This window comes from Vibrio sp. SCSIO 43136 (assembly GCF_023716565.1).
Lineage (GTDB): Bacteria > Pseudomonadota > Gammaproteobacteria > Enterobacterales > Vibrionaceae > Vibrio.
In genome coordinates, this window is record NZ_CP071849.1 from 1,581,823 (window position 1) to 1,594,041 (window position 12,219).

Here is a 12,219-nt window from a genome sequence, read left to right on the forward strand (position 1 = left end):
CGGCGACAAACAATTAGAGATTACTAGTCTCCCTAAATCAATTACAACTTCACCGCAAACGCTTCATAGGGCGATAAATTAAGCTCAGCGCCAAGCTTGGTCGGTATCTCGTAATTACCAATCAAGCCCGTGACTTTAAATTGCTGATATTGCTCTGGTACAGATAAACTTACTCTCTCACCACTAAAGTTATTAACCACTAGCAAGCGCTCGTTTTGATACTCTCTTAGATAAGCAAACACCTGCTCACTGGCATCCCACAGTGGGGTAAAGTTTCCATACACAATAGCTGGGTGCGCTTTGCGCAGCTCGATCAGCTTTTGGTAGTGGTAGAACACCGAGTTGGGATCATTAAGTGCGGCATCAACATTAATCTCAGGGTAATTTGGGTTGAGCTTGATCCACGGCTGACCATCGGTAAAGCCAGCGTTTTGGGCGCTGCTCCAATGCATCGGTGTACGGGCGTTATCCCGACCATTTTCATGAATAGCGGCCATCATCTGTTCATGACTGACACCTGCCGCCGTTTTTACTTGGTAGAAGTTGCGGGTCTCAATGTCTTGGTAGTCTTCCAAGGTGTCAAAGGCGACGTTCGTCATGCCAATCTCTTCGCCTTGATAGATGTAAGGCGTGCCCTTCAGAAAGTGAAGTGCCGTGGCGAGCATCTTGGCAGACTCAATACGATATTGACCGTCATCACCAAAGTTAGATACCGCACGTGGCAGGTCGTGGTTATTCCAAAACAGTGAGTTCCAGCCGTCATCTGCTAGCTCTTGTTGCCACTTAGTCAACACCCGCTTAAATGAGCGCAAATCCAAAGGTTTTGGGTCCCATTTGTCGCCATTATTCCAGCGCTGAGTAATGTGCTCAAACTGGAACACCATTGAAAACTCGTTGCGTTCAGGTTGGCTATAGAGCTTGGCAATTTCCGGTGTCGCCCCCCATGTTTCGCCTACAGTAATCAGGTCTTTACCACCAAACGTTTCTCGGTTCATTTGCTGGATCATCGGGTGAAGACGCTCACCATTATTGGTGATGCCCTTATCAATTTCTTTGCCAATCAAGTCAATGACATCGAGACGGAAGCCACCAATGCCTTTCTCGATCCACCAGTTCATCATCTTGTAGACCTCTTCGGCCACTTTTGGGTTTTCCCAATTTAGATCTGGCTGGCGTTTAGAAAACAGGTGCAAATAGAACTGTTGGGTGGTCTCATCCCATTGCCACGCACTGCCACCAAAAATGGAGTCTAAGTCATTGGGTGGGTTGCCATGCTCGTCTGCATCTCGCCAAATATAAAAATCACGATATGGGCTCGATTTAGAACTGCGAGCCGACACAAACCAAGGGTGTTCATCCGAGGTGTGGTTCACGACCAGATCCATCACAATTTTAATGCCGCGCTGTTTTGCCTCAGCAAACAGTCGCTCCATATCTTCCATAGACCCAAATTCTTGTGCGATGGCTTGGTAATCAGAAATGTCATAACCGTTATCATCCATCGGCGATTGGTACACAGGAGATAACCAGATAACATCAATGCCCAACATCTTTAGGTAATCAAGTTTACTTATAACACCGGGTAAATCACCGATGCCGTCTCCATTGGAGTCACAAAAGCTGCGAGGATAGATCTGGTAAACAACGGCATCATGCCACCACTGAAATTTCATAAGTTAACTGCCTAAAAAACTATTGAACATAGTAACGACTATAGTGTGATACTCACCACTTTAGAAATTGAACTTTTTTGCCATGATATTAATTATCTTGATATCACTGGATATAGCATGAACCGCGTACACCGATATTTTTTGATGGTAGCTCGTACCGGCAATATTAAAAAGGCCGCTGAGCAACTTTACGTCACCCAACCCGCCCTTACCTCAGCAATTAAAAAACTCGAAGCAGATATGGGCGTACCACTGTTAATCCGCCGCTCTAAAGGCGTTGACCTGACGGAATATGGTGAGGTGTTTTTGCGGTACGTGGAAGAAGAGCAAGACAAACATCTAACCATGATGCATAGCATCCAAGACATGTATCAGCGAGAGCAGGGAAAGCTTAAAGTTGGTGTAGGCGAAGTCTGGTGGGAATTGTTTGCTCGTCACAGTATTACCCAGTATCAGCAGCAAAACCCTAACAGCTCGCTTTACCTTGAGTTTGGCAATAACCTTGCGTTGATGTATCACCTCATCCAAGGAGACATTGACTTGCTGATTGGTCATGAAGTGACGGGGCTTAAAGAATCCATACCCGTGACATTTCGTCCGCTGCTCAATGACAGAGAAGCCATCTTTGTACGGGAAGGCCATCCCCTACTTACTCAGTGTGAAAAGAATATTGCAGACTTTCCAGTCATTCGGATCACGCCCGCTCATCAACGTCACCATTCGGTGTTAAACAGTGTCATCGACTTCACTAGCGAAATCCAAAAAGGGGTATCCGATACCTCAGTGGTTTATCAAGTTGACTCACTATTGGCGAGCCTTGATCTACTTAAAGCCACGGATGCCATTATGCCCTATAGCGATTGCATGCAAGCGTGGATGAAGAAAAATGGCATCGAGCTACTGTCCGTCAATCATGAACGAGTCGGCAATGTTGGGATATACCATAAGCGCCAGCTAGAAGATCAAAAGACGCTCGACTTAATCGATAAAATGCGTACTAGCGTCGAAATGTTAGCACTAAAACAAAGTTAAGCTTTAGCGAAATGCAGTCGATTATTGCACAGTAATATGAACAGGACGCACAGACCAATGAGTACAAAACTTACAAGGCCGTATAACGTCCACTCTATGCGGGCAGAATGCGCTCGTACCTGCGCCATGCGATTCTCTACATCTTGCGAGGCCTGCACAATAACTTTGTTTAGGGTTGAGAAGATTTGATGGTGCACCGACTCGAATGCAGGCGCAACTTTATTGCCCTCGGCATTGCCCTGCTCGATATAGATTCGGGAGAGTTTCACTGCGGTGCGATAATAAATGTCTAATTCTTTAGCGAGCTTTTGATAGAGAAGAAGATCTTCCGTTGGTAAGGCCTTCAAGTCCTCAAGCAATTGATTTGCTTGGTGGTAATGCTCGGTCGCTTCGCCTGCGTGCACATATTCGCCACGAGTGGCACTGGCGACCGCCAGAATGCGTTGGATCTCAAGTAGACTCTCTCTAAGTGCTATCCCTTTAGACTCTCGCACTTGAGCGACATTTTCTATATATGCAGAATTATTGCGTATGGTTTGAAGCTGAAATGCAATAAAAGCCGTGACGAAAACGATCGCCAATAGGGCCACTGCAACACTGATACGCACGTGACGAATTAACATTATATATGCCTGAGTTTTCTAGCCTAGCTTGCTCTTTTATCAGAGCTTGGAATCACTCAACTGTAACAAAAATGATTAGTGCTCACTCACAGTCAATGCCAATGGCACTCTATATTGTGATATGCATCCAGTTTATATGCCATCCTGTATAAATGAGCTAGCATATCGCAGGTGTTACTCACCATTTAGTCGTACATCAACTGCTTAGCTTTGTCGTCATCGAATTCTCGTACCGCTTTACGAGCGAGATGGCGAAATGGCAGCAATTTCACTAACTCCTCGAATGGCATAAACGCAAACGCCCAAAACACCGACAGTTCAAAATAAAGGATCGCCAATGCACATAGGGGGATGGATACAAGCCACTGACCAGTGAAGTTGATCTTAAACACCTCGGTGGTTTTTCCTAGAGAACGCATCACATGCCCATGCACAGTGTTGTAGCCTCTCACCAATGGCAACAAGATATATAAAGGGGCAATAATCGCCAACGCTTCATAGGTTGCTGGGTCAAGGTCGGGGTAAAAGTCATCCATCACAAAGCTCAAGCCAAGAAAGAACAAACAAGAGATAAATGACAAACCAACCGCTACGTTGATGCTCGCATCTATATTCTTGTCTAAATCATCCAAATTTTTAGAGCCGATCGCTTGGCTGATAGATATCGCCGACGACATCGCCCAAGCGGTGATAAACTGCGTACCCGCTCGAACCCAAGGGAAGATAAGGGTAATCGCTACATAGGAGTTGATATCGAGCTGCGAGTAGATCAATTGATAGATGGTAGCTCCAACCGACAAAATGGTCATGTTGGCCGCCACGGGAAATATCTCTTTAAAATGCGCCCAGCTATTGCTTTTCATTGAGGCATCTAGAGCACTCAAAGGCACATGCACAGCATCGTCAATACGCATGCAAAGTGCTAAGTAGGCCAAACGTAAACCAATCGCAATTAAGCTGCCCAGCGCAGCACCTTCCACGCCCATCCCTTGCCACTGACCAAACCCATAGATCATGAAGTAAGAAGATATGGCATTCACAGGCATCTCTAGTAAATAGCCCTTAAATGGCACCGTAGTGCGCCCAAGCCCGTTGAACAGTGCGATCATGACTTGTGTGATCGCATTCACCAACACGATGTGTTTACCGATAGCAAGATAGTCTGATATCTCAGCGTGTAGCGCTTGATGATCTGTCAGCAAAGCAATTAGCGGAGACTCAAACAAGGTAAGCAGCAACCAGAACAGTGATGCAACCGAGAAGTTGATCATCGCCCCCGACCAAAAACCTTTCGCTAAAGAAACTTGACTACCCGAGCCTGCCGCACGACTAAGAACCAATTGCGAGCCTTGAGCCAACGCCATTTGGATGCCTAGGATGAAGGCGATGATGGTTGTCGCAATACCCATCGCAGCCAATGATATTTCGCCCAGTGGGGAGACCAAAAAGGTATCTATCATCAACATGGACTGCATCAACAGGGCGTTTAATGCCATTGGCCATGCAATGGATATGTTTTTTCTTACGTAAGATTCGGATGCCATTTTTTGCTTGCTTTAGATAGTGAAAAAGCAGCAAAACTTAGTTTTGCTGCTGTGGGGTTTGTTAACCGTTGGCGACCTTGGCCAGTTTCTGATTGTCGTCGTTGAGGAGGAGTAAAGAGGCGTTTCTTGCTTTATCCCCGTCGCCACTCATGATGGCGTCGTAAATCATTTTGTGCTCTTCGAGACAGAATCGGCCCCCTTCAGCGGACATATCGATAAACTGTTTCAAAATGGTCGACAGTATATTACTGAACGGTATGTAAAAACGGTTGCCTGTGGCTAGGAAAATGGTTTGGTGGAACAACTGATCATTCACGGTCCATTCGTGATAATCAAAGCTATTCGCAGCCATCGTCATTTTCTGAAAAAGAACGGATAGCTCTTTACGTTGCTCGGCGGTGGCATGTTTTGCGGCTAGCGCACATGCTTCTGGTTCGATTGCTTTTCTAAGTCCCAAAAACTGGGTTAAAAAAATCTGGTTATCTTCTAAGTCCTGAATCCATTCAAGTAACTGCGGGTCAAGAAAATGCCACGCAGAGCGAGGACGAACCCGTGTACCTACTTTAGGTTTGGATTCAATAAGGCCTTTAGCGTTAAGCAGCTTAGTTGATTCTCTCAAAGCCGTGCGGCTAACACCAAACAATTCGCAAAGCTCAACTTCACTCGGTAGCTTTTCACCTTGTTTGATCTCACCAGAGAGGATCTTTCTCGCCATTTGCCGAGCAACCTGTACATGGATTTTCCGGCTTGAGTCAGCAACCAGAGAAAAAATTGCCATGGGGTGCTCCTGTGTATTTTAGTTTTCTCCCTAAATGAGAGAAAGTGCTGGGACGCTAAGCAGGCAGTCGCATAACGCCCCAATGATCATTAATTATTATTTTATTAGGGTGCCATTTGGCCGCCGTTAACATCCAGGATCTGACCTGTGATGTAACCAGCACATGCATGCGATGCAAAAAATGCAAATGTTGGTGCTACTTCTTCGATACGACCAAAGCGGCCCATTGGGATGCTATTAGCAATTGCCGTTTTTAGTTCATCAGACTTACCGTCGTGGAATGCCGTATCGATAGTGCCTGGAGAGACAATGTTGAAGCGAATATTGTCTTGGGTAAACTCTTTCACCCAGTTACGGTGAATGTCGTGTAGCCAAGCTTTTGATGCTGCGTAAATACCCGCACCAACACCGCCACCTTCACGTCCAGCAATTGAGCCGGTGCTGATCACGCAGGAAGTCTCGCCCGATTGCGCAGCAGACGCTCGAAGATGTGGGATAGAGAACTTAGTCGTCATTAGCGCCGAACGTGCGTTGAGATTCATGACACGGTCATAAAATTCATCGTCAATGTTTTCAAGCCCTTCACGACCACCCAAACCACCAGCGTTATTGATCAGCACATCCATGCCACCGAAACGTTCAACAAATTGGGTGACGAGCTTTTCGCAGTCGGCAGTTTCCATCAAGTTGGCTTGGAAAAATGCCGCCTCACCGCCCAGAGCGTTTAGCTCTGCCACTGCAGCTTCTGCGTCAGGGCCGGATTGATGGCTATTGATGCCCACTTTCGCCCCGTACTTGGCAAAAACACGTGCTGTCGCCAGACCCATACCCGCAGTTGAGCCTGTGATCAGAACACGCTTGCCTTTCAAATCATTAAACATGTTGAAAATCCTATGAGTATTTTTCAATTCTTATTTAATAATACAATATGGTTTATGTTCCACAGCGACATAGCTCAAATTTTTACACTATTTACCGAACATTCACCCGATAACTGTGAACACCATCAAGAATTTCATTTAATATCGAACAGGCTCTTGTATGAATTTTCTCCGCCAGATCAAAATGCAATTTGGCTAATAAGTAATACGTTTAAAACGTGCCGTTTTATAGAACAAAATAGATGTGGTGCTACATCACCTTTACAGCCTCCAGAGTTGGTGCGATCAGGGGTTAGTGCTATAGTCGCACTTAAATAATACATATTATGTCGGAAGCTAATAGCAATGAACGGTGAATTCAGATCAATCTCAGGCTCCAAGCGCAGCCTGCACGTGCAAGTCGCACGTGAAATCGCGCGTGGAATCTTATCTGGGGAACTCGCTCAAGGTTCAATCCTCCCTGGCGAAATGGTGCTGTGTGAACAATTCGGCATCAGCCGTACAGCACTGCGTGAAGCGGTAAAACTACTTACCTCGAAAGGCCTTTTGGAGTCACGCCCTAAAGTGGGTACGCGAGTGATTGACCGTGCTTACTGGAACTTCCTTGATCCACAGCTGATCGAATGGATGGACGGTCTTGCTGATACTGACCAGTTCTGTGGCCAGTTCCTAGGTCTGCGCCGTGCTATCGAGCCTGAAGCATGTGCACTGGCAGCTATTCATGCCACCGCTGAACAGCGCATTGAGCTTTCTGAAACTTTCCAAGAAATGGTTGAAGTCTCTGACGCTGAAGTTTTTGATCAACAAGCTTGGCTATCAGTCGATACTCGTTTCCATAGCCTCATCTTCAATGCCACGGGCAACGATTTTTACCTACCGTTTGGTAATATCCTAACCACCATGTTTGTGAACTTTATTGCTCACTCTTCTGAAGAAGGCAGCACCTGTATCGAAGAGCACCGCCAAATCTATGAAGCAATCATGGCAGGCAACTCGGATAAAGCGCGTATTGCGTCGGCAAACCACCTTCAAGAGTCGAAGCACCGCCTAACCGAAGTGGGTTGATTAAATAACCACCAACAAATTGACCTGTTTAGCCCAGTTAGTAAAAATCTGACTGCGACTAAGCAGGTTTTTTTATACTTTTTTTTCCTGAAACCCCGTTTGGTTATAACTAATATAAGAACACAACCCGTCGCTTAATCGGCAAAAATCTGACGTCAAACATCTTACGTGAAATAGATCACTGTTTGGTTTCACAAAACCCTTCAATAGTAAGATCATTCTCAAACTTCCAACCCTCGTAGAGTGATGCAGATATCAGTTGTTTGCATGAGCTCACCCAAAACATTTGTATTATCATATAGTCAAGATGGTTAATGAGAACAACTATCAGGACGACAGTGATGATCAAGAGTCATGCAGACATTGCAAAAGACGCCATTGAACTAGTGACCCCAGCAATCGAACGTTTGTTCGAACGCACTAACCGTAAAGAGCTGCACATCGTTGTGATGGATCCAAGAGTCAAGCCTTGGGAAAGCTCATTTGAAGAAGCCATCTTGTGTGAGGCCTCATTAGGCTCACCTGAGCAATGGACCATCCCATTTGACGAGTTTGCGCGTAAAAAAGCCCAGCAAGCTTGGCGAAATTCAGCGCCTAATATCACCCAACAAACGACGCACACCGCTTCCCTACGACAAGATGACTTGCTGTTCTACGGCTCATTTGTCTATGGCGATGTTGTCGTGGCTTGCAGTGGTGTTGAGCAATGGTACGACATGTTAATTAGCAGTTGGATTGCGTTAGCAATTGAGCAGCTTTGCATGGCGGAATATCAGAACAACAAAGTCGACAATCCGACTCAAACCCTACGTAAATAATAAGATTGAAGGAACAATAGGTATGAAAATCAGCAAACTTCTTACTTCCCTGCTTATGGCTGCCGGTATCATCTTCTCGGGTGCATCAACGGCCGCTGATTACCCAGCTAAGAACATTCGTCTCGTAGTGCCATTTGGCGCAGGTGGCGGTACCGATGCAGTTGGCCGAACGCTAGCCAATGCATCAAAAGATATCCTAGGTAAAAACATTGCGGTGATGAACCGCACTGGCGGCGCAGGTGCCGTAGGCATGAGCTTTGGCGCTCAGGCTCGACCTGATGGTTACACACTGACGGTGGTAACTCGCGAAATTGCATCTCTGCCTCAAATGGGCCTGATGCAACACGATGCGGATGATTTCAAATTGATCCGTTTGGTCAACCTAGACCCTGCAGTCGTTCTAGTGTCAAAAGACTCGCCTTACAACACGATTAATGACCTTATCACCGAAGCGAAAAAAGGCGACGGCATTGTTAAGTTTGCTTCCACGGCAGCGCCAAACTTCTACCTAATGGCGCTAGAGAAAGACCAAAACATCAAGCTAAATGCAATCCCTTACAACGGTGCTTCTGAAGCTATTCCAGCCGTTCTTGGTGGCCACACTGACGTGACTATGGTGACTCCAGGCGAAGCTATTGCGCAGCTTCGTTCAGGCCAACTTAAAGCTCTAGGCGTGATGTCTCACGAGCGTATTTCTTACATCCCTGATGTTCCAACGCTAAAAGAGCAAGGTGTCGACGTGGTGACAGGTACTTGGCGTGGTATTGGCGCACCTAAGAATACTCCAGATGAAGTCATCGAAGTTCTAGGCAAAGCATTTGACCAAGCAATGGCTTCTCCTGACTTCAAAGAGTTTATGGAAAAAGGTGCGATGACTATCCACAACATGAACGCTGAAGAGTTCACTCAGTTTGTAAAAGACGACACTAAAGCACTAGGCACACTAATCAACTAAGTAATGCCCTTTTAGGAGCGGCCCTTTGCCGCTCCTTTTTATTTTCAACGCTTCGTTATGGGTACGCATTATGATTAATCGAAACATAGTATTCCCCTCACTAATCATCGCCCTGAGCGCTTTCATTCTGGTGGCCATTGGTCAGTTTGCTGAACCGAGGTTTCAAGACGCCAGTGTCGATGCGAAATTTTTCCCAACCGTTATTGCAATTGCACAAATCATTATTTGTATCGTGCTGATGATCCAACACTGGATTAAGAAAAATCCAGACGCTGAGTTAGCCCCGATATTCTCCAAGATGTCTTTATTTGGTTTAGGTTTCCTATTTGGCTACGCCCTACTGATCCATGTTTTCGGCTACCTAATTGCAAGCCTTGCTGCATTTACCGCCTACTTGGTTTTCTTCAAAGTGAAGAAACCACTCTACTACGCTGTTGCGTGGACTTTCGTATTAGGCGTTTACTACCTCTTTGGTGAAGTGTTTGTGATTGCACTTCCTGAAGGTCTACTGTTCTACTAAGGAGACACTATGTTTGATTATCTATTAAGTGGTCTTCTTACGGCGATGAGCCCTGAGATTTTGCCAGTACTGATATTTGGTGTGTTAGGCGGGATCATTTTAGGTGCCCTACCCGGTTTGACTGCCACCATGGGTGTTGCCATCTTGCTACCTTTCACTTTTGGCATGATGCCAACGGCGGCGCTGGTGATGCTGATTGGCGTATACATAGGTGGCATTTACGGCGGCTCGATCGCTGCCATCTTACTTAAAACGCCCGGCACTCCTGCATCCGCAGCTACCGTGCTTGATGGACATACCCTTGCAGCCAGAGGGCAAGCGGCGAGAGCGCTAAGTATCTCTGCAGTCGCATCCTTTGTTGGCGGCCTAATCAGTACCATAGTGCTTATTGCTATTGCTCCGCTCTTGGCAAACTTCGCACTGCGTTTCAATGCGCCTGAGTACTTTGCCCTGGCACTGTTTGGCTTGACCATTATCGCCAGTGTCTCGTCGCAAAACATCCTCAAAGGTTTGCTGGCTGGCACAATTGGTCTTCTGGTATCCACCATCGGTCTTGACCCTATCAGCAGTGTGCCAAGGTTTACTTTTGGCGTCATGGATCTCTACAGCGGTGTTAACGTTATTCCAGTCCTCATTGGTCTTTTTGCCCTGTCGGAAGCGCTGAATCAGCTTGAGAAGTTCATCAAAGACAAGAAAACTGAAGTGCCTAAATTTGATCGCAAGCTCTTGAGCAAACAAGACCTTAAAGACATGATGCCAACCGCAGTGAAAAGTGGCATTTTAGGCACCTCAATTGGCTCTGTGCCGGGTGCGGGCGCCGATATTTCTGCCTTTGTGTGTTACAACGAAGCCAAACGTGTGTCCAGGAATCCTGATGAATTTGGTAAAGGGTCTGTACGTGGCCTTGCTGCTGCGGAAGCCGGTAATAACGGCGTAACGGGTGGTTCATTAGTACCACTTTTAACACTAGGGGTTCCTGGTGATGCTGTGGCCGCAGTGTTGCTTGGCGCATTGATAGTGCAAGGTCTAACCCCTGGGCCACTGCTGTTTAGCCAAAGCCCTGAAGTGGTATACGGCGTATTCAGTTCTATGTTGGTTGCTAACATTGTGATGCTGATTGTTGGCCTAGTGGGCATTCGATTCTTCTGTCGCATCATTGAAGTGCCAAAGATACTGATGATCCCTGTGATTATCTTCCTTTCAGTCGTCGGGGCATACGCCATTAACAACTCAATGTTTGATGTGGGTATCGCGCTTTGCTTTGGCCTGCTCGGTTTTGTTTTAGGCAAACTAGAGATTCCTTCCTCACCGATTTTATTGGCTATCATCCTTGGGCCGATGGCGGAGACCAATTTGCGTAAAGCGCTGCTGATGTACGACAACAGTTGGTCCTTCTTGTACGAAAGGCCAATTGCTCTCGCATTCGTATTACTTGCCATCTTCTCGGTCTACTCCACCATGAAGATGAAAAAGAAAAAACTCAATACGGTCGAAGAACCTGCATAACCCCACCGATAAGGACAAGCCAAGGCTTGTCCTTACTTTTTATGCAACAAATGGAATTTGCGACTCACTACACACCCATGCAAGCCCACCTAATGCTACCCTTTGCGCCTCGTCCATCTCCATTTACTCTTAAAGGTTCAAAATGATCCCACTCAATACTTCTATCGTGGCTGGCGTTGCACTATCGGTTATCGATGGCGAAACCAAAATGCTGTTAATGAAACGCACCAAAGGCAACTTTTGGTGCCACGTCGCCGGAGGCATTGAAGGAGAAGAAACGGGTTGGCAGACGATCATTCGGGAGTTTTCAGAAGAGACACAGATAGAGGTCACCGAGCTCTATAACGCTCAGTTTTTGGAACAGTTTTATGAAGCGGGTGTGAATGTCATCGAGCTCATCCCTGTGTTTGTGGTTCAGTGTCCGCCAAACCAGGACATCACCCTCAACAATGAACACAGTGAATACCGTTGGTGCAACCTTGAAGAAGCGATAGCCCTAGCACCATTTCCCAACCAGCACCGAGTCTATGAACACGTTTGGCGCTATTTCGTCAGTCAACCCATCAACCCTCTTTACCGAGTTCCAATCAGTAAGGAAGCTTAAATGCGTCAATCACTGAGAGAAAAAATCATCCAAGTCTGCCAAAAGAAGATTGCGCAAAAAGGCGACAATGTTGGCGTCTCATTCTATGCATTCTTCGCCAACAAAAATGACGACCCTGAACTGTTGATGGAAGCTGCCACTTGGTGGATTCAAACTCACGAACTTGACCACTTTGAGAAGGCAGTAAAAGTGATGGAGCTGGTAGAATCAAACGCTTAGT

The 12,219-nt window shown here is 46.3% G+C and carries 13 protein-coding genes; 8 read left to right on the plus strand and 5 right to left on the minus strand.

The genetic code is table 11. The features are described from left to right. Positions 1 to 41: 41 nt before the first annotated feature. Positions 42 to 1,673, minus strand: a complete 1,632-nt coding sequence (locus J4N39_RS22000) for a glycoside hydrolase family 13 protein (RefSeq protein WP_252024970.1) — start codon at positions 1,671 to 1,673, stop codon at positions 42 to 44. 117 nt (positions 1,674 to 1,790) lie between these two features. On the opposite strand from J4N39_RS22000, the gene J4N39_RS22005 reads away from it, so the two are divergent. Then, positions 1,791 to 2,705 (plus strand): LysR family transcriptional regulator, encoded by a 915-nt coding sequence (locus J4N39_RS22005; RefSeq protein WP_252024972.1) that lies wholly within the window; start codon positions 1,791 to 1,793, stop codon positions 2,703 to 2,705. Here J4N39_RS22005 and J4N39_RS22010 read toward each other — a convergent pair. The 4 genes from J4N39_RS22010 to J4N39_RS22025 all read right to left on the minus strand — a co-directional run bounded on the left by J4N39_RS22010 (position 2,702) and on the right by J4N39_RS22025 (position 6,531). Further along, positions 2,702 to 3,328, minus strand: a complete 627-nt coding sequence (locus tag J4N39_RS22010; RefSeq protein WP_252024974.1) for a hypothetical protein — start codon at positions 3,326 to 3,328, stop codon at positions 2,702 to 2,704. The genes J4N39_RS22005 and J4N39_RS22010 overlap by 4 nt on opposite strands. 185 nt (positions 3,329 to 3,513) lie before the next feature. Continuing rightward, complete coding sequence (locus tag J4N39_RS22015) at positions 3,514 to 4,824, minus strand: MATE family efflux transporter (protein WP_252026880.1); 1,311 nt, start codon at positions 4,822 to 4,824, stop codon at positions 3,514 to 3,516. Positions 4,825 to 4,933: 109 nt separating this feature from the next. Then, positions 4,934 to 5,650 carry a FadR/GntR family transcriptional regulator gene (locus J4N39_RS22020; protein ID WP_252024976.1) on the minus strand — a complete coding sequence of 239 codons (717 nt, stop codon included), beginning with the start codon at positions 5,648 to 5,650 and terminating at the stop codon, positions 4,934 to 4,936. Positions 5,651 to 5,754: 104 nt separating this feature from the next. Further along, entirely contained in the window at positions 5,755 to 6,531 is a 777-nt protein-coding gene (locus J4N39_RS22025) for an SDR family NAD(P)-dependent oxidoreductase (RefSeq protein ID WP_252024978.1), read from the minus strand. A gap of 345 nt (positions 6,532 to 6,876) precedes the next feature. Between J4N39_RS22025 and J4N39_RS22030 the strand changes: the two genes are divergently transcribed. The 7 genes from J4N39_RS22030 (at position 6,877) to J4N39_RS22060 (ending at position 12,218) form a co-directional block, all read left to right on the plus strand. Next, entirely contained in the window at positions 6,877 to 7,596 is a 720-nt protein-coding gene (locus tag J4N39_RS22030) for a FadR/GntR family transcriptional regulator (RefSeq protein ID WP_252024980.1), read from the plus strand. A 344-nt stretch (positions 7,597 to 7,940) separates the two neighbouring features. Next, entirely contained in the window at positions 7,941 to 8,414 is a 474-nt protein-coding gene (locus J4N39_RS22035) for a hypothetical protein (protein WP_252026881.1), read from the plus strand. A gap of 28 nt (positions 8,415 to 8,442) precedes the next feature. Beyond that, positions 8,443 to 9,369 carry a tripartite tricarboxylate transporter substrate binding protein gene (locus J4N39_RS22040; RefSeq protein WP_252026882.1) on the plus strand — a complete coding sequence of 309 codons (927 nt, stop codon included), beginning with the start codon at positions 8,443 to 8,445 and terminating at the stop codon, positions 9,367 to 9,369. A gap of 70 nt (positions 9,370 to 9,439) precedes the next feature. After that, the gene (locus J4N39_RS22045) at positions 9,440 to 9,889 is read left to right on the plus strand and encodes a tripartite tricarboxylate transporter TctB family protein (protein ID WP_252024982.1); all 450 of its coding nucleotides are present in this window, start codon (positions 9,440 to 9,442) and stop codon (positions 9,887 to 9,889) included. A gap of 9 nt (positions 9,890 to 9,898) precedes the next feature. Then, on the plus strand, positions 9,899 to 11,395 hold the full coding sequence (locus J4N39_RS22050; protein WP_252024984.1) for a tripartite tricarboxylate transporter permease: 1,497 nt from the start codon (positions 9,899 to 9,901) through the stop codon (positions 11,393 to 11,395). A gap of 142 nt (positions 11,396 to 11,537) precedes the next feature. Continuing rightward, positions 11,538 to 11,999, plus strand: coding sequence for an NUDIX hydrolase (locus tag J4N39_RS22055; protein WP_252024986.1), 462 nt, complete (start codon positions 11,538 to 11,540; stop codon positions 11,997 to 11,999). After that, positions 12,000 to 12,218, plus strand: a complete 219-nt coding sequence (locus tag J4N39_RS22060; protein ID WP_252024988.1) for a DUF6500 family protein — start codon at positions 12,000 to 12,002, stop codon at positions 12,216 to 12,218. Position 12,219 lies beyond the last annotated feature (1 nt).